The organism is Micromonospora sp. NRRL B-16802, assembly GCF_001279555.1.
In the GTDB taxonomy this organism is placed as follows: Bacteria; Actinomycetota; Actinomycetes; order Mycobacteriales; family Micromonosporaceae; genus Micromonospora; species Micromonospora profundi.
The window spans coordinates 301,226-325,593 of sequence record NZ_LGEB01000001.1 but is presented as its reverse complement, the minus strand read 5'-3'; the positions used below and the strand labels follow the sequence as shown (position 1 = coordinate 325,593).

The 24,368-nt window shown below is 70.6% G+C and carries 20 protein-coding genes, 1 tRNA gene and 1 riboswitch; of the genes, 7 read left to right on the top strand and 14 right to left on the bottom strand.

Annotated elements, in window-relative coordinates:
• Positions 1 to 12: 12 nt before the first annotated feature.
• Complete coding sequence (locus ADK66_RS01520; RefSeq protein ID WP_053651828.1) at positions 13 to 1,053, bottom strand: NlpC/P60 family protein; 1,041 nt, start codon at positions 1,051 to 1,053, stop codon at positions 13 to 15.
• Between the two features lie 13 nt (positions 1,054 to 1,066).
• Positions 1,067 to 1,204: riboswitch (cyclic di-AMP (ydaO/yuaA leader) on the bottom strand.
• A 234-nt stretch (positions 1,205 to 1,438) separates the two neighbouring features.
• Between ADK66_RS01520 and ADK66_RS01515 the strand changes: the two genes are divergently transcribed.
• Positions 1,439 to 3,412 (top strand): N-acetylmuramoyl-L-alanine amidase, encoded by a 1,974-nt coding sequence (locus ADK66_RS01515; RefSeq protein ID WP_053651826.1) that lies wholly within the window; start codon positions 1,439 to 1,441, stop codon positions 3,410 to 3,412.
• Between the two features lie 66 nt (positions 3,413 to 3,478).
• On the opposite strand, the gene ADK66_RS01510 is transcribed toward ADK66_RS01515, so the two are convergent.
• The 3 genes from ADK66_RS01510 to ADK66_RS01500 form a co-directional block, all read right to left on the bottom strand.
• Complete coding sequence (locus tag ADK66_RS01510) at positions 3,479 to 4,489, bottom strand: NlpC/P60 family protein (RefSeq protein ID WP_053651824.1); 1,011 nt, start codon at positions 4,487 to 4,489, stop codon at positions 3,479 to 3,481.
• A 167-nt stretch (positions 4,490 to 4,656) separates the two neighbouring features.
• Positions 4,657 to 5,658, bottom strand: a complete 1,002-nt coding sequence (locus tag ADK66_RS01505; RefSeq protein WP_053651823.1) for a hemolysin family protein — start codon at positions 5,656 to 5,658, stop codon at positions 4,657 to 4,659.
• Positions 5,651 to 6,964, bottom strand: a complete 1,314-nt coding sequence (locus ADK66_RS01500; protein ID WP_053652340.1) for a hemolysin family protein — start codon at positions 6,962 to 6,964, stop codon at positions 5,651 to 5,653. The genes ADK66_RS01505 and ADK66_RS01500 overlap by 8 nt, the downstream gene beginning before the upstream one ends.
• Before the next feature lie 81 nt (positions 6,965 to 7,045).
• Between ADK66_RS01500 and ADK66_RS01495 the strand changes: the two genes are divergently transcribed.
• The gene (locus ADK66_RS01495; RefSeq protein WP_053651821.1) at positions 7,046 to 7,714 is read left to right on the top strand and encodes a GPP34 family phosphoprotein; all 669 of its coding nucleotides are present in this window, start codon (positions 7,046 to 7,048) and stop codon (positions 7,712 to 7,714) included.
• A gap of 65 nt (positions 7,715 to 7,779) precedes the next feature.
• Here ADK66_RS01495 and ADK66_RS01490 read toward each other — a convergent pair whose 3' ends face one another.
• Together ADK66_RS01490 and ADK66_RS01485 are read right to left on the bottom strand one after the other, a co-directional pair.
• Positions 7,780 to 9,978: a (Fe-S)-binding protein gene (locus ADK66_RS01490; protein ID WP_053651819.1), complete on the bottom strand. Its 2,199-nt coding sequence runs from the start codon at positions 9,976 to 9,978 to the stop codon at positions 7,780 to 7,782.
• A gap of 291 nt (positions 9,979 to 10,269) precedes the next feature.
• Complete coding sequence (locus ADK66_RS01485) at positions 10,270 to 10,533, bottom strand: cell division protein CrgA (protein WP_053651817.1); 264 nt, start codon at positions 10,531 to 10,533, stop codon at positions 10,270 to 10,272.
• Between the two features lie 221 nt (positions 10,534 to 10,754).
• On the opposite strand from ADK66_RS01485, the gene ADK66_RS01480 reads away from it, so the two are divergent.
• The 4 genes from ADK66_RS01480 (at position 10,755) to ADK66_RS01465 (ending at position 14,229) form a co-directional block, all read left to right on the top strand.
• Positions 10,755 to 11,558 (top strand): DUF881 domain-containing protein, encoded by an 804-nt coding sequence (locus ADK66_RS01480; protein WP_053651815.1) that lies wholly within the window; start codon positions 10,755 to 10,757, stop codon positions 11,556 to 11,558.
• Between the two features lie 875 nt (positions 11,559 to 12,433).
• A complete protein-coding gene (locus ADK66_RS32100; protein ID WP_082377114.1) occupies positions 12,434 to 13,294 on the top strand; it encodes a class E sortase in 861 nt (286 codons plus the stop codon).
• Positions 13,295 to 13,297: 3 nt separating this feature from the next.
• On the top strand, positions 13,298 to 13,576 hold the full coding sequence (locus ADK66_RS01470) for a hypothetical protein (protein WP_053651811.1): 279 nt from the start codon (positions 13,298 to 13,300) through the stop codon (positions 13,574 to 13,576).
• A gap of 2 nt (positions 13,577 to 13,578) precedes the next feature.
• Positions 13,579 to 14,229 carry an aminodeoxychorismate/anthranilate synthase component II gene (locus ADK66_RS01465; RefSeq protein ID WP_053651810.1) on the top strand — a complete coding sequence of 217 codons (651 nt, stop codon included), beginning with the start codon at positions 13,579 to 13,581 and terminating at the stop codon, positions 14,227 to 14,229.
• Between the two features lie 27 nt (positions 14,230 to 14,256).
• Here the strand turns inward: ADK66_RS01465 and ADK66_RS01460 are convergent, their stop codons facing one another.
• From ADK66_RS01460 to ADK66_RS01425, 8 genes are read right to left on the bottom strand one after another with little or no spacing between them, the layout of a single operon-like run.
• Complete coding sequence (locus ADK66_RS01460) at positions 14,257 to 14,952, bottom strand: vancomycin high temperature exclusion protein (RefSeq protein ID WP_053651808.1); 696 nt, start codon at positions 14,950 to 14,952, stop codon at positions 14,257 to 14,259.
• A gap of 18 nt (positions 14,953 to 14,970) precedes the next feature.
• Complete coding sequence (gene pknB / locus ADK66_RS01455; RefSeq protein WP_053651807.1) at positions 14,971 to 16,791, bottom strand: Stk1 family PASTA domain-containing Ser/Thr kinase; 1,821 nt, start codon at positions 16,789 to 16,791, stop codon at positions 14,971 to 14,973.
• Positions 16,788 to 18,269, bottom strand: coding sequence for a serine/threonine-protein kinase (locus ADK66_RS01450; protein WP_053651804.1), 1,482 nt, complete (start codon positions 18,267 to 18,269; stop codon positions 16,788 to 16,790). The genes pknB and ADK66_RS01450 overlap by 4 nt, the downstream gene beginning before the upstream one ends.
• Before the next feature lies 1 nt (position 18,270).
• The gene (locus ADK66_RS01445; protein ID WP_053651803.1) at positions 18,271 to 19,776 is read right to left on the bottom strand and encodes a penicillin-binding protein 2; all 1,506 of its coding nucleotides are present in this window, start codon (positions 19,774 to 19,776) and stop codon (positions 18,271 to 18,273) included.
• The gene (locus ADK66_RS01440) at positions 19,773 to 21,260 is read right to left on the bottom strand and encodes an FtsW/RodA/SpoVE family cell cycle protein (RefSeq protein WP_053651801.1); all 1,488 of its coding nucleotides are present in this window, start codon (positions 21,258 to 21,260) and stop codon (positions 19,773 to 19,775) included. Before ADK66_RS01440 ends, ADK66_RS01445 begins: the two co-directional genes overlap by 4 nt.
• 30 nt (positions 21,261 to 21,290) lie before the next feature.
• Positions 21,291 to 22,751, bottom strand: coding sequence for a protein phosphatase 2C domain-containing protein (locus tag ADK66_RS01435; RefSeq protein ID WP_053651799.1), 1,461 nt, complete (start codon positions 22,749 to 22,751; stop codon positions 21,291 to 21,293).
• Positions 22,748 to 23,236, bottom strand: a complete 489-nt coding sequence (locus ADK66_RS01430) for an FHA domain-containing protein (RefSeq protein WP_053651797.1) — start codon at positions 23,234 to 23,236, stop codon at positions 22,748 to 22,750. The genes ADK66_RS01435 and ADK66_RS01430 overlap by 4 nt, the downstream gene beginning before the upstream one ends.
• A gap of 6 nt (positions 23,237 to 23,242) precedes the next feature.
• Positions 23,243 to 24,031, bottom strand: coding sequence for a DUF3662 and FHA domain-containing protein (locus ADK66_RS01425; protein ID WP_007454122.1), 789 nt, complete (start codon positions 24,029 to 24,031; stop codon positions 23,243 to 23,245).
• Positions 24,032 to 24,240: 209 nt separating this feature from the next.
• Between ADK66_RS01425 and ADK66_RS01420 the strand changes: the two genes are divergently transcribed.
• Positions 24,241 to 24,326, top strand: a tRNA-Leu gene (locus tag ADK66_RS01420).
• Positions 24,327 to 24,368 lie beyond the last annotated feature (42 nt).

The following is a 24,368-nucleotide window of genomic DNA, read 5'->3' as shown; positions in this document are numbered from 1 at the left end:
CCTCCTTACACCTCAGCCGGGACGGCCGTAACTGTGGATCGGGCCGTCGTCGACCTTCTTCATCTTGACGGGTTGACCGGCCTGGGAGGCGTGCACCACCCAGCCGTCACCGACGTACATGCCCACGTGGTGGATGTCGCTGTAGTAGAAGACCAGGTCACCGGGGCGGAGGTCGGCGCGGCTGACGTCCTTTGTCACCCGGCTCTGCTGCGCGGCGTTGTGCGGCAGTGACACGCCGGCCTTGGCCCACGCGGCAAGCATCAGCCCCGAGCAGTCGTACGAGTTCGGGCCCTCGGCGCCCCACACGTAGGGCTTGCCGATCTGGGCGCAGGCGAACTTGACCGCCGTGCCCGCCCCGCCTCCGGGGTAGCTGGCCGGGCAGGGCGCCGGACGCAGCGGACCCCCGCCGCCGTTGCCGTACACCTTGAGGCGCAGCTTCTGTAGCTTGTCGATCTCGGCGTTGATCTGCTTCTTCTTCGCCGCCAACTGCGCCTCGGTCAGGGTCAGCTCGGCGACCAACTCGTCCAGCGGCGCCTTCTGCCGGGCCAACTCGTCGCGCAGGTCGGCCACCTGCTTCACGTCCTGCTGCTGGTTGTGGGCGAACCGGTCGAGCATTTCGAGCTGGCCGACCATCTCGCTTGGCGAGCGGCTGCCGAGCATCGCGTTGACAGTGGAGACGTTCTCACCCATGTACGCGCGGACGGCCAGGGCGCTGACCTTGTCCATGGCGGCGTCGACCTGGCGCTCCAGCGGGGCGATCCTGGCGGCCAGCGCGCTTGCCTGCTTACGCTTGGCGGCCAGCTCGGTGCGGGTGGAGTTGTGCCGTTCGATGATCGGTTCGAGCTTGTTCCAGTCGGCGTCGATCTGGCGTTCGATCTCGGCGACGGACGGGTCCGCGTGCGCGGCCGTGGCGCTGCCGGTCAGGACGACGGCGACGCCGACCATGGCGGCGAGAGCTGTGGTGAAGCGGGACCAGCGTTGACGCGGCACGATCGACAGGGGGTCGGCTGAGGCCGACCGCTCGGACGACGGCCGCGGGGCATGGAGTGCCACCGGGGTTCCGTACTCCTTCTTCCTGACCGCCTACCGGGTTAGCTGACGGGTTCGGGCGGGAAGTCGACGCCCTACCGCACGATCTGCGGATTCACCCCGAGGGAACCTGGGTCCCCGGCTCACTCGTCGAGCGACTCGGCGGTGCCGGTCCGTTACCGCCCGGGATGGGCAGACCTGCTACCGGGCCGACGATTGACCAGAGTAGAGATGACCGTTACCGATCCGCAACCCGTGCGGCAGTGACACTCCGTGGCGATTCTGCGGGGTCACGGACCGTGCGCGAAGGTTTTTTTCTGCCTGTATCCGAATATGGAAAGGTATTGACGGGAGCTCCCGGCCGGCGGGAGGGTGACCTCACAGTTACCCACGCAATCTAGGGGGTTCGATGCACCGTCCAACCCTGCCGTCCCGTCGGCGCACATTGCTGGTCACCGCCGTGGTCGCCGTGACCGTGGTGCCACTGCCCGCCGGTCCGGTCGCCGCCGCACCAACGGCCGACCGCCAGCAGCAGTACGCTGCCGCAGCGAGCGAGTACGGCGTACCGACCGACGTGCTGCTCGGGGTCTCCTATCTGGAGTCCCGCTGGGACAGCAACGCCGGCACGCCCAGCACCAGCGGCGGCTACGGCCCGATGCACCTGACCGACGCCCGGCACGTGACCGCCCTGCCCGGGCGCGGGCACCACGACACCGGCACCGAGGACCCGCGCGGCGACGACTCGCGTACCGCGCTGGCACCCCGCGAAGCCTCGGAGCCCGCGCCGCCCAGCGCCGCCCTGCAAACGGTCGACGCCGCCGCCGCGCTGACCGGCGTGGCCCCGGAGTCGCTGCGCACCGACCCGAACGCGAACATCCGGGGCGGGGCGGCGCTGCTGGCGTCGTACCAGCGGGAGCTTGGCGCACCGATCGGCACCGGCACCGACCCGGCTGCCTGGTACGGCGCGGTTGCCCGTTACGCAGGCGCGGACAGCGCCGACGCCGCGGCGGCCTTCGCCGACGAGGTCTTCACCACCATCGGCGCCGGCGAGTCCCGGGTGACCGACGACGGCCAGCGGGTCACCCTGCCGGCCCGCACGGTACGGCCGGATCGAACCTGGCTGGACCGGCTGGGCCTGCGCAAGCTCGCCCGCCCGGACGGGCTGGAGTGCCCCCGCACCATCTCCTGTGAGTGGATCCCGGCGCCGTACGAGGCGTTCGGCGACGGGGACTACGGCAACCACGACCTCTCCGACCGGCCCAAGCGGCAGAAGATCGAGTACATCGTCATCCACGACACCGAGGCGAGCTGGGCCACCACCCTGAAGCTCGTCCAAGATCCGACCTACGTGAGCTGGCACTACTCGCTGCGCTCGGTGGACGGGCACATCGCCCAGCACGTCAAGACCAAGGACGTCGCCTGGCACGCCGGCAACTGGTACGTCAACGCCAAGTCGATCGGGCTCGAACACGAGGGCTTCGCGGCGCAGGGCACCTGGTACACCGAGGCGATGTACCGGACGTCCGCGAAGCTCGTCCGGCACCTCGCGCTGCGACTTGGCATCCCGCTGGACCGTCAGCACATCATCGGCCACGACAACGTGCCCGGCACCACCGCGGCGACAGTGCGCGGGATGCACTGGGACCCGGGCCCGTACTGGGACTGGACGCACTACTTCGACCTGCTGCACGCGCCGCGACTCGACACCGGCACCCCGGCCACCGGCCTGGTCCGGATCGACCCGGACTACGCCACCAACAGGCCGGCGTTCGTCGGCTGCGTCACGCCAGGCGTTCCGTGCCCGTCGCGCGGTTCGTCGTCGGTGGTGCTGCGCTCCGCGCCGTCGGCCGACGCGCCGCTTGTCAACGACATCGCGCTGCGCCCCGACGGCACCCCGAACACGATGGAGGTGTCCGACCACGGCGCCCGGGCCTCCGCCGGCCAGACGTACGCGCTGGCCGGTCGGCAGGGCGACTGGACGGCCATCTGGTACCTCGGGCAACGGGCCTGGTTCCACAACCCGGCCTCCGCACCCACCGCCACCTGGACCGTGGGGATGGTGGTCACCCCCAAGCCCGGCCGCGCCACCATTCCGGTGTACGGGCGGGCGTACCCGGAGCAGGCCGCCTACCCCGCCGGGGTGCCCTACCAGGCGATCTCGCCGTTGCAGTACACATTGGCCGCCGGCCAGCGGTACGCCGTCGGCGCGGTGCTGCCCGGCGAGTACTACCGGGCCAGCACCTTCGACGGCTCGTCACCCGGCGACTGGACGGTGATCCGCGGCGACAACAGGTACGTGCAGATCCAGTTCGGCCACCGCATCATGTACGTAAACCTGGCCGACGTGCAGGTGCTGCCGTCCCCGGTGGGCGCACCCCGCTGACCCACTGACGAAGATGGCGACGGCCCCCGGTCGGTGACCGGGGGCCGTCGTCGTACGTGCTGTGGATCAGGGTCTGCGGAACCCGGCCACAGGCATGTGGTTGATGCTGGCCACCTGCACCGGTTTACCGGCGCGTGGGGCGTGCACCATCTGGTCGTTGCCCAGATAAAGGCCGACATGGTGCAGGTCGCTGAAGAAGAAGACCAGGTCACCGGGGCGTGCGTCGGCCCGCGAGATGGCCTTGCCCTCGTTCCACTGGTTGCCGGTGTGGTGGGTGAGGCTGACCCCGGCCGCCTTGTACGCGTACTGGGTCAGACCCGAGCAGTCGAACGAGTTCGGGCCGGTGGCACCCCAGACGTACGGCTTGCCGATCTTGCCGCAGGCCGTCTTGATCGCGATACGGGCCTTCTCGCTGACCACACCGTTGATGGTCGGGCAGCCCGCGGTCTTGACAGTGGTCTTCGGCAGCGACGCCTCGAGCTTCTTGATCTCGGCGTCGATCTGCTTCTTCTTGGCCGCCAGGTCGTTCTGCTGCTTGGTCTGGGTGGCGATCAGCGCGTCGAGCTTCTCTTTCTCGCCGTCGTACTTGGCCCGGACGGCCAGCACGCCCTCGACCTCCTTGCGCTCCCGCGCGGCGAGCCGGTCGAGGATGGTGAGCTGCTCGGTGAGCGTGTCCGGCTTGGCGCTGATCAGCAGCGCGCCGATCTCCTGCGACGGGCCCGACATGTAGTAGCGGGAGGCGAGGTCACCGACCCGGTTGAGCGCCAGCTCACTCTGCAGGGCCAGGGGCTCGATCTTCTTCTGGAGGTCGGCCGACTTCTTGCGGTTGACCTTCAGCTGCGCCCGCACCTTGTTGTACTGCTCGATTGTGGGCTCCAACTGCTCCCACTTCTTGTCGATCTGCGCCTCGATCTCGTCGACAGTGGGCTCGGCCTGCGCCGGGGCGGCGAGCATGCCGGCACCGACGGCCGCCGCGGCGACCAGCACGAGCAGACGACGGGCGACCCGGCGTAGACCGCCCGGTCGAACGGGCGACCCCGGGGCGTGACGATGAGGGGGCATGGTTGCCACCGGCATCGACTCCTTTGCAACCGACCGTCGGGCGCCTCGCGTGAGGGAAGGGCCGAGGCAGACGACCCACAGCGGTCGGTGCCCAACATTAGGGAAGCGCCGGACCGGAATCAAGGCGGGCCTCGTCACCATCACTGTCGCGCAACCACTTGCACACCAAGGGTATTGCTTCATTAGCCAACGATTGCGGTCAATACGTCGTCGAGCGTGACCACGCCGAGCGGGCGCCGGCCGTCGCTGACCAGCACCATGTGCCGCCGTTCGCGGCGCATGGCCAGCAGCAGATCAGCAAGCGTACGCTCCGGCGGCACCACGGCCAGCGGCCGGTACACCTCCGCCGGCACCGCCGCCCGGCGCCCCTGCCCGGCGTACCCGAGGACGTCCTTGACGTGCACGAAGCCCAGCACACGGCGGGTTGAGCGCTGCACCACGGGAAACCGGGAGCGGCCGGTCCGGGTCGCCAGCACCTCCAACGACGCGGGCGACACGTCCTCGGCCACCGTCACCACCGTCGACCATGGCTGCAACGCGTCCGCAGCGGTCCGTGAGTGCAGGGCCAGGGCACCGGTGATCCGGGCGTGCTCCTCGGCGTCGAGCAGTCCCTCGGTACGCGCCTGCGACACCAGCCCGGCCAACTCCTCGGCGGTGAACACCGTCTTCACGGCCTCGCTCGCCTCGATCCGCCAGAGCGCCAACACCTGGCGGGCCGCCCACTTCATCGCCAGCAGCAGCGGCTTGGTGGCCACACAGAACGCCAGCATCGCCGGGCCGAGCCACAGCGCTGACACCTCCGGGCCGGCCAGCGTGATGTTCTTCGGCACCATCTCGCCGACCACCGTGTGCAGGAAGACCACGAGGCCCAGCGCCAGCACGAACGCCACCGGGTGCACCGCCCGCTCGGGCATCCCGACGGCCTGCAACGGCGACTCCAGCAGGTGCGCCAACGCCGGCTCCGCTATCGCGCCGAGACCCAGTGAGCAGACAGTGATGCCGAGCTGCGCGCCAGCGATCATCAGCGGGATCTGGTTCATCGCGGACAACGCCAAGCGAGCCCGCTTCGACCCGACGGCCAACGGCTCGATCACCGTCCGCCGGGACGCGATGAGCGCGAACTCGCTGCCCACGAAGAACCCGTTGCCGACCAGCAGCAGCACTGTCACCAGCAGCTCAGCCATCGTTCTCCGGCTCCGCCGGGCGCAACACCCGGACCTGCTCGATCCGGTGTCGCTCCACCTCCACCACCGTGAACTCCCAGCCGCCCTCGGCGATCGTCTCGCCGGCCAACGGGATGTGCCCGAGCCGGGCCAGCAGGAACCCGGCCAACGTCTCGTACGGGCCCTCAGGCAGCCGGAAGCCCGTCTGTTCGGCCAGCTCGTCGGAGCGCAGCACGCCGTCGACGAGCACAGTGCGCTCCCCACCCGGCACGGTCAGCCGTACCGGACCGGGCTCGTCCACACTGGCCGGATCGAACTCGTCGGCGATCTCACCGACCAGCTCCTCGACCAGGTCCTCGATCGTCACCACACCGTCGGTGCCGCCGTACTCGTCGACGACGATGGCCAGGTCGGCCCCGGCGGCCTTCAACGCCGCGAGCACGCCGTCCAGGTCCAGGCTCTCCGGCACGAACACCGGCTCACGGGCCACCGACCCGACAGCTGTCGACGCCCGGGCCGACAGCGGTACGCCCAGCGCGTCCGGCACACCCGCTACGCCGATGACGAGGTCAAGCGTCTCCTCGTACACCGGGAAGCGGGTCCGTCCGGTCCGCCGTGACTCCTCCAGCAGCTCGGCGACCGTAGCTGTGGCGCGCAACGCGACCACGTCGACCCGAGGGGTCATCGCCTCGGCGGCCCGCTTGTCGCCGAAGCGGATGGTCCGGCGCAGCAGCATCGCTGTGTCCGGCGGCAGCGCGCCCGCCCGGGCCGAGATGGCGGCCAGCAGACCCAGTTCCTCCGGAGAACGGGCACTCGCCAACTCCTCCTGCGGCTCGACCCCGAGCGCCCGGACCAGCCCGTTCGCCGAGCCGTTCAGGCCGCGGATCAACCACCCGAAGGCCCGGGAGAACGCGTGCATCGGCCCGGCGGTGGCCAGCGCCGCCGGCATCGGACGGGCCAGCGCCGCGTTCTTGGGCACCAACTCGCCGAACAGCATGGAGATGAGCGTGGCAAGGGCAAGAGCGAGGTAAGGGGTGAATCGCTCGGTGCTGTCACCGGCGACGGGACGCAGCAACGGAGTGAAGATCCGGGCCAGGGCCGGCTCGGCCAGGTAGCCGGTCAGCAGCGCGGTGATGGTGATTCCGAGCTGCGCGCCGGACAGCTGGAACGACAGCTCACGCAGCGCGACGCGTACCGTCCGGGCCGCCTCGTCACCAGCGGCGGCCCGCCGGTCGATCTCGGCCCGATCGACGGTGACCAGGGCGAACTCGGCCGCCACGAAGAACGCGTTGCCGACGGTCAGCAGCACGAAACCGATAAGCGGCAGCAGCGCTAGAACAAGAAGTCCGTCGATGCGCGTGATTGTGGCACGGGAGTGCCCGCGGCGGGTCCCCGCTAGCGTGGTGGCATGGACAGTCTGCTGCTCACCGACGAACTGGTCCTGCTCGCGTACGACGACGACGGCGCCAACCGGCTCGGACGCCCACACCTCGACTACGGCCTCGCCGGTGCGGTGTTGCTGGAACTGGCGCTCGCCGGCCGGGTGGAGGTGACGGACAAGCACCTCGTGGTGACCGATCCCGCCCCGACCGGCGTGCCGCTACTGGACGACGCCCTGGCCATGCTGGCCGCCGCCGGGCGGCCCCGCAAGCCGAAGAACTGGATCGGCAAGCTGGCCAAGGGCCTTCCGGAGCGGGTCCTCGACGGGCTGGTGGACACCGGGGTGCTGCGCCGGGAGTCCGACAAGGTGCTGCTGATCTTCCCGCGTACCCGCTATCCCTCGCCGACCGGCGCCCAGCCGGCGGTGGAGACGGAGGCCCGGGAGCGGATGGCGGCGGCGCTGACCGGCAACGGCCCGGTCGACGCCCGGACGGCGGCGCTGCTCACGCTGACCCGGGCGGTCGGCCTGGACCGCAAGCTCTTCCGCGAGCTGCCGAAGGAGCGGGTGAAGGCCCGGATGGACGAGATCTCCGCGGGCGACTGGGCCTCGGCCGCCGCCAAGAAGGCCATCGACGAGATGCAGGCCGCGCTGATGGTCGCGACCACCGCGGCCATCGTCACCACAACTACCAGCTGAACGAGCGGCGGCGGCACCGCAGGGTGCCGCCGCCGTCGTGGTCCAGCTTCCGCCGGGGGTACGCCTCAGCCTGCGGTCGGCACGACCTCCGGCTCACCGGCCGGGGTCTCCGGCTTGACCGAGCGCAGCAGGACGGTAGCCACGTCGATCACCTCGACCTGCTCGCCGGCGCCCTTGCCGTTGACGCCGTCGCTGAGCATCGTCGAGCAGAAGGGACAACCGACGGCGACCGTCTTCGCCCCGGTGGCCATGGCCTCCTCGACGCGGTCCACGTTGATCCGCTTGCCGATCTTCTCCTCCATCCACATCCGGGCGCCACCGGCGCCGCAGCAGAAGGAGCGCTCGCTGTTGCGCGGCATCTCGGCGATCTCGCCTTCGATGGCGTCACCGAGAACCTCACGGGGAGCCGCGAAGATGCGGTTGTGCCGACCCAGGTAGCAGGGGTCGTGGTAGGTGACGCCGCCGTCGACAGGCTGCACCGGGGTGAGCTTGCCGGTGGACACCAGGTGGGCCAGCAGCTGGGTGTGGTGGACCACCTCGAACTCGCCGCCGAGCTGGCCGTACTCGTTGCCCAGTGTGTTGAAGCAGTGCGGGCAGGTCGCGACGATCTTGCGCTTGGCCTTCTCGCGGCCCTCGAACGCCTCGTTCAGCGTCTCCACGTTCTGCTGGGCGAGCATCTGGAAGACGAACTCGTTGCCGATCCGTCGCGCCGGGTCGCCGGAGCAGGTTTCGCCCTCGCCGAGGATCGCGAACTTCACGCCCGCCTCGTTGAGCAGGGTCGCCACTGCCCGCGTGGTCTTCTTGGCCCGGTCCTCGAAGGCGCCGGCGCAGCCGACCCAGAACAGGTACTCGAAGTCGTCGACCTCACCCACCCGGGGCACCTCGAAGTCGAGACCCTTGGTCCAGTCCTCGCGGGTGTTCTGCGGGGCGCCCCACGGGTTGCCCTTGTTCTCCAGGTTGCGCAGCATCACGCCGGCCTCGGACGGGAAGCTCGACTCGATCAGCACCTGGTAGCGACGCATGTCGACGATGTGGTCCACGTGCTCGATGTCCACCGGGCACTGCTCGACGCAGGCGCCGCAGGTGGTGCACGACCACAGCACGTCCGGGTCGATGACCCCGCCCTCCTCGGCGGTGCCGATCAACGGCTTGTCGCCCTCGGCCAGGGCCAGGACGTCCAGGTGGGCGAGCTGCGCCTGGGTGGCCTTCTCCTCGCCGGTGAGGTCCTTGCCGCCGCCGGCCAGCAGGTAGGGCGCCTTGGCGTACGCGTGGTCGCGCAGGCTCAGCACGAGCAGCTTGGGCGACAGGGGCTTGCCGGTGTTCCAGGCCGGGCACTGCGACTGGCAGCGACCGCACTCGGTGCAGGTGCTGAAGTCCAGCAGGCCCTTCCAGGTGAACTGCTCGACCTGGGCGACGCCGAACTGGTCCTTCTCCGGGTCGGCCTCCTCGAAGTCGAGCGGCTTGCCCTGGCTCGTCATCGGGCGCAGCGCGCCGAGGCCGGAACCGGCAGGCTTGGCCGGCTCACGCTTGAAGAAGATGTTGGGGAAAGCCAGGAACCGGTGCCAGGCGACACCCATCGTGACGTTCAGCGAGATGACGATCAGCCAGGTCATCGAGATCATGATCTTGATGGCCGCGGCGACGCTGACGCCGTCCTGCCAGTCGGGGAGCACCGCGCCGACCGCGTGGCTGACCGGTGTGGCCCAGAACGGGAACTCGAAGTGGTCCGTGGCGACCTTGAAGCCGCGGATCACGAACCCGAAGACCAGGACCAGCAGCACGACCCACTCGACGAAGTAGCCCTGCCACATCGTGGAGCCGGTGAACCGGGACCGGCCGCCCGGCCGGTTGGGTCGGTTGCGCAGCCGGATCGCCATCAGCACCACGATGCCGACCAGGCCCAGCACGCCGATGACCTCGGTGACCAGGCCGAAGATCGTCCAGTTCCCGATGATCGGCAGACCGCCGTCGGTGGTGGCGACCTCGAAGTACGCCTCCAACACGAGCAGCGACAGCACGATGAAGCCGACCATCACGAACCAGTGGGCCGCGCCCACCACACCCCACTTGAACATCCGGGTGTGGCCGGCGGTCTCCACAAGCATGGTCTTGGTGCGGGCACCCTTGTCGCCGAACCGCTCCGGAGCGGGTTGCCCCAGCCGGATGACGGCCGTCATCTTCATGACCGCACGCACCGCCAGCCACACCGCCACGGCGGTGATGCCGGCCGCGAGGATCGTGGTGACGATCTGGACGCTGCCCATCGAGTTGGCCTCCCCGGTGTGCTTGCGGTCGAGCAGTTCAGCGACCGGGGGCCGGTGTCAGGACGAAGCCGGCGTCGCGCCGCTGCCGTACCTGCGACCGGACCGGTCGATGACCTCGCTCCGCTCGGTCATGCAGTGCAGCCTACGCGCAAGGTTACCCAGCAGTAACGTGAGTCATCTCGCAGTAGGCCACGCCGCCTGCGGACACCATAGGGTGCCCGACCACCGCCTGCCGGACAGGGGCGCGTCGGGGTGACCTGATCGTCTGCGAAAACGCAGCGACGAGCCGGCTCAGCGCCAGCGGGAGAGCAGCGCCAACGAGGCGACCATCGCGCCGAAGCCGACGGCGAGGTTCCAGTACTGCCACGAGGCGACCGGGTACTGCTGCTCGGACAGGTAGTAGACCACCAGCCAGCCGATGCCCGCGACGATCAGAGCGACAGCCGTGATCGGCAGCCACACCGGGCTAGGCTTGCGCGTCGACGCCGCAGTCGTCGGACGGACATCCGTCGGCGGCGTGTACACCTTCTTCTTACGGACCTGAGACTTGGGCACGACGCTCTCCAGAGGGGTGACGACCTCGTCCGGCCTGACAACCGGGCGCGGAGGCGACGGTTCATGGCCAATAATGTTCGACAGCTAGCGTAGTCCCGATCGGCCGCTTGGACCACGAATGGGGTCAGGCCGATGCGCGGAGTGACCGAAAAATGCGGGACTGTTCGCATCCCCGGCCCAGCCGGCGCGGGCCGGTCCCCGACACGCGGAAGGAACGCTCGGTGGAGTACACATCCGGCGGGGCCTCCTGGCAGAAGGTCCTCCGACGGGCCGTCGTCGGGCTGCTGCCCCGGCGGCAACGGCAACGTCGGTCCGGCTGGTCGATCGGCGTACCGCTGATCGCTGCCGCGGCGGGGCTGCTCTTCACCACCACCGCGACCACTGCCGGCGGCACCGCACTGCGGGAGGACCGGCGCCCCCAGCTCAACCAGCTCATCGAGGAACGCCGGGAGCAGGTAGTGGCTAGCGAGCGCCGAGCAGCCACGCTGCGCAACGAGGTCGAGGACCGTACGAACACACTTGCCGGCTCCGACGCCCCGATCCAGGCCCAGCAGACCCGCGCCCAGCGCAGCCTCCAGTCGGCCGGGTTCACCGCGCTCACCGGCACCGGCGTCACCGTCGAGCTGAACGACGCGCCCCAGCACAACGACGAGGCTCACTCGGACGCCAGCAACGACGACCTTGTGGTGCACCAGGGTGACGTACAGGCGGTGGTCAACGCGCTGTGGGCCGGCGGAGCGGAGGCCATGTCAATCATGAACGTCCGCGTGCTCGCCACCAGCGCGGTACGCTGCGTCGGTAACACCCTGCTGCTGCACGGGCGGGTGTACTCCCCACCGTTCAAGATCGTAGCAATCGGCGATCCCGCTGCCCTCCAGCAGGCCCTCGCCAGCTCTGAGGGAGTCCGGTTGTTCAAGGACGCGGTCGACGACTACCAGCTCGGCTACAAGGAGTCCGTCTCCACGGTGACGGTCCCGGCCTTCGAGGACTCCACCGCCCTGCGCTCGGCGACGGTGCCCCGATGAGCGGCCCGGACGAGCGGCGCGACGGGCGACACCGCGACCAGGCCGACGAACCGACCGACTTTCTGCCCAAGGTCAACCGACCCGCGACTCCCGGCCGACCCGAGGCGACTCCCGACCGACCTGCGGCTCCCGGCCTCCCTGAGCCCACTCCCCGCCGCCCTGACGCGGCTGCCGGTCGACCTGGGCCGCCTCCCGCTCGGCCGAGTCCGGCCGGCAACTGGCCCGAACCGGTGCTGCCCACCCGCCCCGGCGCGACCCGTCCACCGACCGCTCCCCGGCCGCCGGAAGCCGGCCCGACGGGCCCCTCGGACCGCCCCGCCGTAGCCGCACCGCCGCCCTGGCCCGGTGCCGCAGCGGCCAGCACCAGCCCGCACAGCGGGCCTACTGGCCCCGGCCCACGCGGCGCGCCCACCGGCCCCGGCCCGCACGGCGGGTCCACCGGTCCCGGCCCGCATGGCGGCGGGTCCACCGCGCCCGGCCCGTACGGCGGATCCGGCCGTCCCACTGCCGGTGCTGACCGGCCGAGCGCTTCCGCCGACCCAGGGCCGGTCCGGCCGACAGGTCCCATCCGCCCGCCTGCACCGGGCGTCGCGCCGACCAGCCCGCCGGCCGCCAGCGGCCCGTCCGGCGTACCCACCGGGCTGGCTCCTGCCGGCGGCGGGCCGGCTCTGTCCGGCGGCGGTCCGAGCCGGGCCGTGGGCGACGAGCCGACCGCGTACCTTCCGAAGGTCGGCCCCCGATCCCCCCGCCCGACCGGGTCTCCGGGGAGCGCACCTCAGGCCGGGTCCGGTCGCGGCCCGGACCCCGCCGCCGACCCGGGCGCCACCGCGCTCATCCCCGCCGTGTCCGCAAGGCCCACGCCCCGGCCCCCGGCCATGGATTCCACGGCGCTGATGGGCGCGGTGCCCCGCACCCCGACCACCGACGACCCGGCCGGTACGGACGACGGCCCCGCCGAGCCGCCCCGCCCTCGCCGCGGCGAACGGGTGGTCCAGCTCCGGCCGCACCAGACCGGCGAGGGCTACAAGAGCGTCTACTCGGAACTCACCCGCCCGTCGCTCGGGTCCCGGATCCGTACCGGCATCCGGGTCACCGGCGAGGTACTGATCACCTTCGGCCTCGTGGTGCTGCTCTTCGCCGGCTACGAGATCTGGGGCAAGTCGGCCATCGTCGACGCCCACCAGAACGACCTCAGCAACGAGCTCGCCCAGGTGTGGGCCCCTACCGACGACCCGACTGTCGCTCCGTCCGCCGGCCCGAGCGCCAAGCCGTCCCCTCCGGTCCGCGGCAAGCCGCTCGCCGGCCTCTACATCCCCAAGCTCGACAAGAGCTGGGTGGTGGTCGAAGGTGTCACCCAGGCCGACATCAGGTACGCCCCGGGCCACTATCCGGCCAGCGCGCTGCCCGGCCAGGTCGGCAACTTCTCCGTCGCCGGCCACCGCAACCGGGCCACGTTCTGGCGGCTGGACGAGCTGAACGAGGGCGACGCGATTGTCGTCGAGGGCAAGACCGAGTGGTACGTCTATCTGGTTTCGCAGTCCCGGATCGTCAAGCCGACGCAGGTCGAGGTGGTGGCTCCGGTGCCCGGCGATCCGGACAAGAAGCCGACCAAGCGGATGCTCACGCTCACCACCTGCAATCCGAAGTTCGACAACTACCAGCGCCTGATCGTCCACGCCGAACTGGACCGTACCCAACCCAAGACGGCGGGCCGTCCCGCCGAGCTGGGGGGCTGACCGATGTACGCGTTCATCTGGCGCAAGCTCCCCTTCGGCCTGGTCGGCAAGCTGACCGGCTCGGTGCTGCTGGTGGCCGCCACTGTGGCCCTGCTCTGGTTCGTGGCCTTCCCCTGGGCCGAGCCGCTGCTGCCCTTCGACGACGTGCAGGTCGAGTCCGGCGTGCCTGCGGAGACGGGCGGCGAGGACGCGGTGACCGGGGAGACCCCGGCCGGCGACGAGCACGACCTGCCGTACGACACCGAGCAGAACAATCCCGCGCCGTCCTCCCCGAGCAGGTGATCATGCGCGTCCTGGTGATCGACAACTACGACTCGTTCGTCTTCAACCTCGTGCAATATCTGGGCCAGCTCGGCGTGGACTGCGAGGTCCGCCGCAACGACGAGATCGACGTGGCCGAGGTCGGCCGGGTGGGCGCGGCGGGCATCCTGCTCTCACCCGGGCCGGGCAGCCCTGATCGCGCCGGCATCTGCCTTGACGTCATCCGGGAGTACGCGGGCGAGCTGCCGATCTTCGGCGTCTGCCTCGGTCACCAGGCCATCGGCGAGGCGTTCGGTGCGACAGTGACCCGGGCCCCCGAGCTGCTGCACGGCAAGACCTCCGACGTACGGCACCGGTCGGTTGGCGTGCTCGCCGGCCTGCCCGACCCGTTCACCGCCACCCGCTACCACTCGCTGGCCGTGCTGCCCGAGACACTTCCCGACGAGCTTGAGGTGACCGGCTGGACGGGCTCCGGCGTGGTGATGGCGATGCGGCACCGCACACTGCCGATCGAGGGCGTGCAGTTCCACCCGGAGTCGGTGCTCACCGAGGGCGGTCACCTGATGCTCGCCAACTGGCTGGCCAGCTGCGGTCACCCGGAGGCGCTGGAACGGGCACCCGCGCTGGCCGCCGAGGTCGACGCCCGCCGCCTGGCGGCGTTCGCCACCACCTGAGCCGCCGGAGTCGACTCGCGGGGCAGGTCAGGGCCGTAGTGCGTTCTGGACCGCCGGGTCCGCGGGCGAGCTGACCGCTGGCGCCCGGCCCCGGACCGCGTCCCACGCCGCCTTGCCACTGGCGAAGTAGTCCCGAACCGATTTCTCCGCGAGCAGGGCAGCGCCGCAGCCGTCGCAGCGGGCGGTCACGCCGTCGACGTCGAGGCCGATCTGCCGGCACAGCGTCACCGCTCGGGACAGGTGGTAGGACTGGGTGACGATAAGTGCCCGCTCGACGCCGTACACCTCGCGTGCTCGCAGGCAACTGTCGTACGTGTCGAGGCCGAACGGGTCGGCCACCACACGCCGCGGATCGACACCGAGCCCGGCGAGGTACGACGTCATCACCGCCGGCTCGTCACCCGAGGTGCCACCGCCGTCGCCCGACACGAGGACGACCTTGGCCCGCCCACTGGTCACCAGCGCCGCGGCGGTCTCCAGGCGGCCGGCGAGCCGGTCCCCCGGACGTTGCCGATCAGCCGCCACGGCGGTGCCCAGGACGATCACCACGTCGGCGGCCGGCGCGTCGGCCTCCGAGTGCAGATGGCCGCGTGCGGCGAGCGTCGTCCACAGCCACGGAAGGCTGGCGAGCAGCAGCACGACGACGCCCAGGATGGCCGCGCGTCTGAGGCGTCGAGGCCAGCGGCGCACCGGCCCGGCCGCTGTCGCTTCTGAGTCGGTCATGCCGATGCCCAGGTGTGCCTAGTCCTGGGGAAGTCGGGTCGGCGGAGGCGGGAACGGCAGGCCGCCGCCGCCTCCGCTGCCAGGCGTGGTCGGCGTACCGGTCGGTGTGCCCGTCGGTGTGCCCGACGGCGTCGGGTCGGTCTCCGGTTCCGGCTGGCTCACCTTGATGGTCACCCTCGTGCCTGTCGGCTTCTTGTCCTTGGCGTTCGGGCTCTGGTCGGTGACCTTGCCGGCCTCAGCCGCCGGCACCTCCGGCCCGTTCTGGGAACTCACAGTGAAGCCCGCGTTGCGAAGGACACGGGTGGCCTCGTTCTCGCTCAACCCGACCACGTCCGGCACCTCACGGACCTTGCCGTTGGACACCGTCAGCGTCACCTGCGTGCCCTCGGGAACGCGCTGGCCCTCCGGCGGGTCGACGCTGAGGACCTCGTTCTGGGGCGCCTCGTTGTCCACCGTCTTGACCTCGTACTTGAGCTTCGCCTCGGTGAGCCGGGCGATCGCGCTCTCCCGCTTGCTGCCCTTGAGCCCTGCCGGAACCGCTACCTCGGGCTTGCCACCACAGACCTGGATCGTCACCGAGGCGTTCTGCTTCAGCCGACCGCCCGGCCCTGGGTCCTGTCGGACCACGCTGCCCTCCGTGCAGTCGCTGGCGAACACCGGATCGCCCACCACCGGCTGGAACCCGGCATTGCGGATCTCGGTGATCGCGGCTGTCTGACTCTTGCCAGTAAGGGTCGGCACCGGCTTCAGCGCCTCGTCCTGCTGCTGGCTCCAGAGCAGGGCCGCCACCAGGGCGATCACCGCCAGCACACCGACCGCGCTGAACAGGGCGATCAGCCAGGAGGACGCCTTGCGCTGACGCGGGTCGCCGACCCGGGCCGGGATCTGCCGGGTCTGCGCCCCGCCGCCGGCAGCCGGGTAGCCGCCTCCGCCGCCGGCCGGAGCCATCGCCACCGTCTCGGCCTCACGCAGCACCGGAGTGGCGAGCACCGGTCGACCGGCGGCGGCGCGCAGCAGGTCGGCCCGCATCTCCCCGGCACTCTGGTAACGGTTGAGCGGGTTCTTCGACAGCGCCTTGAGCACGATCGCGTCGACAGCCGGGTTGACGTCCGGGTTGATGTCGCTCGGCGTCGGCGGCGTCTCGCGTACGTGCTGGTAGGCGACGCTCACCGGGCTGTCACCGACGAACGGCGGGTGCCCGCATACCAGCTCGAAGAGCACGCAGCCGCCCGCATACACGTCGGAACGGGCGTCGACGGCCTCACCGCGCGCCTGCTCCGGGGAAAGGTACTGCGCCGTGCCGATGACCGCGCTTGTCTGCGTCATCGTGGTCGCGCCGCTGGCCAGAGCCCGGGCGATGCCGAAGTCCATCACCTTGACCTGGCCGGTCTGGGTGAGCATGACGTTGCCCGGTTTGATGTCCCGGTGGATGATGCCGTGCCGGTGGCTGAACTCCAGCGCCGCGCACATGTCGGCGCAGATCTCCAGCGCTCGACGTGGCTGAAGTCGCCCTTCGGCGCCGAGCACCTCCTTCAACGTCCGGCCGTTGACGAACTCCATGACGATGAACGGCAACGTCTCACCGGTCGGCGCGGTCTCCTCGCCGGTGTCGTAGACAGCCACGATCGCCGGGTGGTTGAGCGAGGCGGCATTCTGCGCCTCCCGACGGAACCGCATCTGGAACGTCGCGTCCCGGGCGAGGTCGGTTCGGAGCATCTTGATCGCGACGTCCCGACCGAGCCGGAGGTCGCGACCGCGGTGCACCTCGGCCATGCCGCCATAGCCGAGCAGCTCGCCGACCTGGTACCTGCCACCGAGCAGGCGGGCCTGCGCTGTCATCGCGTCTGTCGTCCTTCGCTCGTCGTCGTCCCGCCGTCGTCCGGCTGGATTCGTACCTCACGACGGTACGACGTCCGGGTCGCATCGTCGCGTCCGTCGAGCCCCAGCGCGCCGGCCGTCACGGTCTGTGAGGCCAGCGCGCCGGCGGCACCGTCCTGCGACTGCTTCCGCAGGCTGTAGGAAATCACGCCGGAGCAGATGAGGACCAGTACGGCCAGCAGGATGGCGAGGAGCACCATTCCGGGCCGCGACCGGTGGGAGTCCGGCCCGGGCGGCACCGGGCCGGCCTGGTGGACGTACGCCGGGGGGTGTTCCTGGCGGACCTGTGGCGGTGGCACCGCCGCGGCGCCACGGGGATAGCCGGCCGGGGCGGCCGGCGGTCGGGCGTAGGGAACGGCCGGCGCGACGGTGGTGGGGCGCAGTGGCTGGGCCGGCGGGACGGAGGTGGGGCGAAGCTGCTGGGCCGGCGGTACCGACATGGGGCGCGGCTGCTGAGCCGGCGGAACCGAATTCGGCCGCTGCCCGGCGGGCGCCGGGCGGTGCGGGGCACCTGGCGAGCGCATCTGGTGCGCCTGTGGCACCTGCGCGCGGCCGGGTGCGGCAGGTGAGGCCGGCGCTGCGGAGACCGGCCCGGGGTTGCCACCGGCCCGGGCCTGCTGGGAGAGCGCGGCCTTGAGCTGGCGGGCGACACCGGCGAGGGCTGCTGCGCTGGGCCACCGGGCAGCCGGGTCCTTCGCCAACGCGCGCTCCACGACGGCCCGGACCTGCGGCGGGATGTCGGCGGGCAGCGGCCGGGGCGTCTCCCGGACGTGCCGCATGGCGATGTCGAGCGGGTTGTCGCCCTCGAACGGCCGCCGTCCGGCGAGGCACTGGTAGGCGACGACGCCGAGCGCGTACACGTCGGAGGCGGGGGTGGCAACGCCGCCGGTGGCCTGCTCCGGCGAGATGTACGAGGCGGTGCCGAGTACCGAACCGGCGGCGGTGAGCTGGCCGACCATGTCGGAGCGGGCGATGCCGAAGTCGGTGAGCACAAGTGTGCCGTTCGGCCGGACCAGCAGGTTGCCCGGCTTGACGTCGCGGTGCACGATGCCCTTCTCGTGCGCGGCGTGCAACGCGTCGGCGGCCTGCGCGACGAGGGCCATCGTCCGGGCCGGGGTGAGCCGACCGACCCGGCTCAGCGTGGACGACAGGGCGTCGCCCTCGACGTACTCCATGACCAGGAAGGCGATCTGCTGGTCGTTGCCGAAGTCGTAGACGTCCACCACGCCGGGGTGGTTGATGGTGGCCATCGTGCGGGCCTCACCGCGGAACCGCTCGGCGAAGTCCGGGTCGTCGAGCAGCGCGGGGAGCAGGCTCTTCACGGCGACCGTACGGCCGAGCACCTGGTCGGTGCCGCGCCACACGTCGCCCATGCCGCCGCTGGCGATCCGCTCGTCGAGACGGTAGCGGTTGCCGAGCTGGACGCCGGGGCTGAGCATGTCAGCGACCCCCGGGGTCGGCGATGGCGGCTCGCATTATCTGGCCGCCGATGCGTGCGGCCTCGGCGCTCCCGCCACTGCCGGCCTGCTCCAGCACCACACACACCGCGGAGACCGGGTTGCCGTTCTTGTCCAGGGCGAAGCCGATGAACCAACCGTGGTCGGGGCGGTCCGGGGCGGACTGGGCGGTGCCGGTCTTGCCACCGACGGTGTAGCCGCTGATGGCTGCCTTCCGGCCGGTGCCGTTCTGCACCACGCTGACCATCATCTCGCGCAGGTCGGTCGCGACCTGACCGCTGACCGGCTGGCGCAGCTCCCGGGGCTTGGCGGTGTAGTAGCTGGTGGTCCGGTCCGGAGCGAGCAACTGCCGGACCAGGTACGGCCGCATCTGGCTGCCGTTGTTGGCGACCGCGCTGGCGATCAGGGCGCCTTCCAGCGGGGTCATCCGGACGTTGTTCTGCCCGATCGAGGACTGGGCGAGCGCGGCCGGGTCGGTGCTGCCGTCGGGGTTCTGCATGTCCCCGGTCCGGCTGGCCGCCGTGGGCAGGCCGCCCTCGCCGAGGTGACCCACTGTGAGGTCTTCCTGCTCGAACCCGAACTGCCGCGCCTTCTCCTTCACGGTGTCGGCGCCGAGGCGCACCCCGAGCTGGGCGAAGCCGGTGTTGCAGGATTCGGTGACCGCGTCCATCAGGGTGACCTGCGACTCGGGGCAGATCGACGGAGCGGCGTTGCGGATCTGGCTGCCGGAGGTGGGCGGCGTGTAGCTCGACCCGGCCGGGATCTGGGTGGTCTTGGTGACGCCGTTCTCCAGGGCTGCGGCGGCGATCACGATCTTGAAGGTGGAGCCCGGCGGCAGCGTCTCGCCGAGCGCGCGGTTCTTCAGCGGACCCTCCGGGTCCTGCTCCAGCTTGTTGAACGCCGCGGTCGCCTCATTGGTGTTGTGGCTGACCAGCGGGTTCGGGTCGAAGCTTGGCATCGAGACCAGCGCCTGTACCGCCCCGGTACGCGGGTCGATGGCGATCGCCGCGCCCTTCTTCGCCCCCACCTGGTTGTTGCGCAGCTGGTCGTACGCCACGTCCTGCGCCCGCTTGGAGAGCGTGAGCAGCACGTTGCCACCACCGGTCTCGTCACCGGTGAACAGGTCCTTGAACCGGTCGCCGATCAACTGGTCGCTGGTGCCGGCCAGGAAGTCGTTCTCCACCTGCTCGATGCCCTTGTCGGCCAGGTTGACAGGCTTGTAGCCGAGCACGTGGGCGTACTTGGCACCGCCCGGGTAGGAGCGCTGGAACTTCAGCTTGCCGGTGGTCTCCTTGCTGGTGGCCAGCGCGGTGCCGCCGGCCTCGATGTTGCCGCGCTTGCGCTTGTAGTCGGCAACCTGGACCCGACCGTTGTAGTCGCTGGTGCGGTATTCATCGGCCTTGTACGCCTGGATCCAGTTGAGGTTCGCGAAGAGCAGGCCGAACAGGACAATGACGACGACGCCGACGCGGCGCAGGGGTGCGTTCACGGCTTGATCACCTCCGTGGGAGCACCGTGCAACTGCTCGGGCGGGCCACCCGTCGGTCGGGCCGCCTTGCCACCACCGGTCACCGGACGGCGTGCGCCGTCGGAGACCCGCAGCAGCACCGCGATGAGCAGCCAGTTGGCCATCAGCGACGAACCACCGGCGGACAGGAACGGCGTGGTCTGACCGGTGAGCGGGATGAGCTTGCTGATGCCGCCGACGATCACGAAGACCTGGAGGCCCAGGGTGAACGCGAGACCGCCGGCGAGCAGCTTGCCGAACGAGTCACGCACCGCGAGCGCGGCGCGCAGGCCCCGCTCCACGATCAGCAGGTAGACCACGAGCAGCGCGGAGAGGCCGAAGAGGCCGATCTCCTCACCGATGCCGGCGAAGATGAAGTCGTTCTGCACCTCGGGCAGGATGTCCGGTTGGCCGCCGCCCGGCCCGGCGCCGAACAGCCCGCCCGTGCCGAGGGCGAGCAGGCCCTGGACGAGTTGGTAGCCCTTGCCGTGCGGATCGGCGAACGGGTCCAGCCAGATCTCCGCGCGCACGTAGAAGTTGGCGAACGGCCCACCGACCGTCGAGCCGAGGATGTAGGCGAGGTAGGCGCCCCCGAAGAAGAGGATCAGACCGATCAGCAGCCAACTGACCCGTTCGGTGGCGATGTAGAGCGTCACCACGAACATGCCGAAGTAGAGCAGCGAGGTGCCGAGGTCCTTCTCGAAGACCAGCACCAGGACGCTGATCAGCCAGACCACCACGACCGGGCCGAGGTCGCGTCCGCGCGGGAAGTCGATGCCGAGAAAACGCCGGCTGGCCAGCGACAACACCTCGCGCTTGCGCACCAGGTAGTAGGCGAAGAAGACAAGCAGCGCCAGCTTGGCGAACTCGCCTGGCTGGATGGAGAAGCCACCGACCCGGATCCACAGCTTCGCGCCGTTGATCTCGGAGATGCTGCTGGGCAGCACCGCCGGGAGCATCACCAGCACGATGCCGGCAAGCCCCAGGGTGTACGCGTACCGGGAGATCGAACGGTGGTCGCGCATGATGGCCAGCAGGACGGCGGCGAGGATCACCGAGGCGAGCGTCCAGGCCAACTGCCGGCCGCCGATACCGGCGAAGGTGGCCAGGCCCTCCCGGTCGGCAGGTGCCGCCTCGCCCAGGTCGATCCGGCGCAGGAAGCCCACCCCGAGGCCGTTGAGCAGGGCCACCGCAGGCAGCAGCGCCGGGTCGGCGTACGGGGCGAGGAACCGGATCACCAGGTGCAGGCCGAGGAAGACCGCGCCGACTGCGGCAGCGGGCATCCAGAAGTCCGGGGTGACAGTGTCCAGCAGGTTCGCCTCGACGGTCGCCATGTACGCGGCCACGATCACCATGGCCAACAGCAGCAGGGACAGCTCGGCGTTGCGACGTGACCGGGCCAGGCGTACGCCGGAATCCCCGCCCGTGGTGGCGGGCGAGGGTGCCGGTGTGGCCGCTACGGTCACGGGTGGGGTCCTTGTGATCTCAGCCGACGCTCACTCAGGAGACCGGCAGCCGGCCGGGTCGAGCCCCGGCGCTGTCGAATCGGAGGGCGTGGCGTCGGATGGGGAGGTCAGATCGGTGGCCGCGAGGGTCGGGCTTGCGCTGACGACCCCGTTGGGGGTCACCGGCGCCCCGGCGCTGGGGCTGCCGTTCGGCTCCGGGGTCGTCCCGGGAAGGGCGGTTGTCGGCGAGGCCGACGGCGTGCCGCCCACCGCCGTCGGGTCGGGCGGGCAGATCGGCTTCAGGTTCGGGTTGGTCGGGGTGTCGCTCGTCAGCTCGGCGAGCTGACGTTCGGCGTCCGGCTCGCTCTTGGCCCGGATGCCCACCTTGACGGTGTCCTGAGCGGCGACGGTGAGGTCGTCCAGCCGGGTGCTGCTGGTGCGGTGCACGGTGGAGAGGTCAACTCCGGCGATCTGCCCCTGGATCCCCCGGAAGACAGCGACCTGCCCTTCGTCGGTGGCACCCACGTAGTACTGGCGCTGCGTGTACGTCCAGCCGGCGAAGAGACCACCGCCGATGATCACCAGGATGGCCAGCGCCATCGCGGTGGCCCGCACCGGTCGGTGCCTCCGCTGCTCCGGCTCGTCGTCCGAGGACGTCGGCTCCTCCGGCACAGCCGGGCGCGGCGCGGAGAGCGCCGAGGCCCGGGCGGCAGGGGTCGAGTTGTCGGCGGAGGTGGCCATGCCCCGGTCCCGGGCGGCGGCGCCGCCCACGATCGGGGTCGCCTCGACGATGTCGTGGTCGGTGGCGTCGGCGATGATCACAGTGATGTTGTCCGGGCCGCCACCGCGCAGGGCGAGCTGAACCAGGCGCTCGACGCACTGCTGCGGGTCGGTGTACTCCCGCAGGGAATCACCGATCGTCTCGGCGCTGACCACACCCGACAGGCCGTCGCTGCAGATCAGGTAACGGTCACCGGGCAGCACCTGACGCACCGAATATTCGGGGTCGATGTCCCGGCCGTCCAGGGCGCGGGTCAGCAGCGAACGCTGCGGGTGGCTGCTCGCCTCCTCGGCGCTGATCCGGCCCTCGTCGACGAGCATCTGGACGTACGTGTCGTCCTTGGTGATCTGGGAGAACTCACCGTTGCGCAGCAGATAGGCCCGCGAGTCGCCGATGTGGACCATCCCCAGCTTGCTGCCGGAGAAGAGGGTCGCCGTCAGCGTGGTGCCCATCCCCTCCAACTGCGGGTTGGCGTCCACCGTGTCGCGGAGCTGTTGGTTGGCGGTGCCCACGGCCGAACGCAACGCGTCGACGAGGGCGTCCCCTGGGACGTCCTCGTCGAGCGGCGCCATGGCACCGATGACGATGTTGCTGGCGACGTCACCGGCGGCCATACCGCCCATGCCGTCGGCAACGGCGAGTAGCCGCGGCCCGGCGTAGACGGAGTCTTGATTGCCGTCACGGATCAGACCGCGGTCGCTGTGGGCCGCATAGCGCAGGGTCAGAGTCATGGCCGTAATTCGAGGGAAGTGCGGCCGATCCGGATCGGCACGCCGAGGGGGACGGGGGTTGGTCCGGTGACCTTAGCGCGATCGAGGTATGTCCCGTTAGTCGAGCCGAGGTCCTCGACGAACCACTGCCCCTCGCGCGGCATGAGCCGGGCATGCCGCGCGGAGGCGTAGTCGTCGGTGATGACAAGCGTGGAATCCTCGGCCCGCCCGATGGTGATCTGCGCTTCACCGAGGGTGATCCGGGTGCCGGCCAGTTGACCGGCGGTCACCACCAGTTGATGGGCCGCCCGCCCCCGCTTCACCTTTGCTGGTTTGGCCGCCTGCTGCCCCGTCGAGGCGCCGACCGCTCGTGGTGCCGCCACCAGGCGACCGGACCGGGCTCCCGCGAAGAGGTCCCGACGGATCACACCGACCACCGTGAACACGAAGATCCACAGGAGGATCAGGAACCCGAACCGGGCGACGGTGATGACCAGTGCCGGCAAGGCGGCTCAGCCGTCCACGCGGAAGGTCAGCGTCGTGGTGCCGAGCTGGACCATGTCACCAGGGTTCAGGGCGACGGCGGAAACCCGCTGCCCGTTGACCATGGTGCCGTTCGTGGAGCCCAGGTCGGTCAGCACGACCTGGCCGCCGTCGAAATCCAGCCGGGCGTGTCGCCGGGAGATGCCGACGTCGGGCAGGCGCAGGTTGGCCTGGTCACCGCGACCGATCACCGTCGACCCCATCTGGAGGGGGTAGGTGCGGCCGTCACCGGAGACCAGCCGCACGTTGCGGCCACCACCGTGCCCGGGCGGCGGGCCGTAGCCCCCACCCTGGTCGTACGCGGGGTAGGCGGGCGGACCGGCGTCGTAGCCGGGTGCCGACACCGGGGCGACCTCGCCACCGGTGTAGACCTCGGCGGTGACGCGGAACATTCCCGTGTCCAGCCCCTCGCCCCGCTCGATCTCGACGATCACGTCGCCGTAGACCGTCCAGGCCTGCTCGCCGATGAACTCCGCCTGCGACTGGGCCAGTTCCTGGGCCAGCGCAGCGGCGTACGGGGCCAGCCGACTGTGGTCGAACGGCGAGAGATCGATCACGTAGCGGTTGGGCACCAGCGTCCGCCCACCGGCGAGGATCGCCTTGTGCGCCTCAGCCTCCCGCTGCATGGCATTGAGGATCTCCACGGGGTGGACCACCCCTTTGAAGACCTTGGCGAAGGCCCCTTCGACCAGGCCTTCCAGACGCTTCTCGAAGCGTTGCAGCACGCTCACCGGCTCCTCCTCGGGTCCCGAGGACATGATGGTATCCGGCCGGCGCGCGCGCAGCTCACACGCCGCTCGGCCCGCCTGCTACCGGCCTGTTCGGAAGGGCCGGGACTGCCGTGCTACTCTTTCGTCCGCCACGAACGGTAACCGGTCGAGGCGAGCACCCGGAACAGCCTAGTATCTCCGGGGTCCTGTTGGAGACAGCGGGCTCAGGGCAGCTAGAGTGGTCCGGGTTGTGCCACGGGGATGTGGCGGAATGGCAGACGCGCACGGTTCAGGTCCGTGTGCCCGAAAGGGCGTGGGGGTTCAACTCCCCCCATCCCCACCAGAGACGAGGGCTCCGCGGAATGCGGGGCCCTTCCGTCGTATC

What these genes read in the sequence shown, in the direction of transcription:
- ADK66_RS01515 (WP_053651826.1), top strand. Translation starts at nt 1,439, where the DNA reads ATGCACCGTCCAACCCTGCCGTCCCGTCGGCGCACATTGCTGGTCACC.
- ADK66_RS01510 (WP_053651824.1), bottom strand. Translation starts at nt 4,489, where the DNA reads ATGCCGGTGGCAACCATGCCCCCTCATCGTCACGCCCCGGGGTCGCCC.
- ADK66_RS01505 (WP_053651823.1), bottom strand. Translation starts at nt 5,658, where the DNA reads ATGGCTGAGCTGCTGGTGACAGTGCTGCTGCTGGTCGGCAACGGGTTC.
- ADK66_RS01495 (WP_053651821.1), top strand. Translation starts at nt 7,046, where the DNA reads ATGGACAGTCTGCTGCTCACCGACGAACTGGTCCTGCTCGCGTACGAC.
- ADK66_RS01490 (WP_053651819.1), bottom strand. Translation starts at nt 9,978, where the DNA reads ATGGGCAGCGTCCAGATCGTCACCACGATCCTCGCGGCCGGCATCACC.
- ADK66_RS32100 (WP_082377114.1), top strand. Translation starts at nt 12,434, where the DNA reads ATGGATTCCACGGCGCTGATGGGCGCGGTGCCCCGCACCCCGACCACC.
- ADK66_RS01470 (WP_053651811.1), top strand. Translation starts at nt 13,298, where the DNA reads ATGTACGCGTTCATCTGGCGCAAGCTCCCCTTCGGCCTGGTCGGCAAG.
- ADK66_RS01465 (WP_053651810.1), top strand. Translation starts at nt 13,579, where the DNA reads ATGCGCGTCCTGGTGATCGACAACTACGACTCGTTCGTCTTCAACCTC.
- ADK66_RS01460 (WP_053651808.1), bottom strand. Translation starts at nt 14,952, where the DNA reads ATGACCGACTCAGAAGCGACAGCGGCCGGGCCGGTGCGCCGCTGGCCT.
- pknB (WP_053651807.1), bottom strand. Translation starts at nt 16,791, where the DNA reads ATGACAGCGCAGGCCCGCCTGCTCGGTGGCAGGTACCAGGTCGGCGAG.
- ADK66_RS01450 (WP_053651804.1), bottom strand. Translation starts at nt 18,269, where the DNA reads ATGCTCAGCCCCGGCGTCCAGCTCGGCAACCGCTACCGTCTCGACGAG.
- ADK66_RS01435 (WP_053651799.1), bottom strand. Translation starts at nt 22,751, where the DNA reads ATGACTCTGACCCTGCGCTATGCGGCCCACAGCGACCGCGGTCTGATC.
- ADK66_RS01425 (WP_007454122.1), bottom strand. Translation starts at nt 24,031, where the DNA reads ATGTCCTCGGGACCCGAGGAGGAGCCGGTGAGCGTGCTGCAACGCTTC.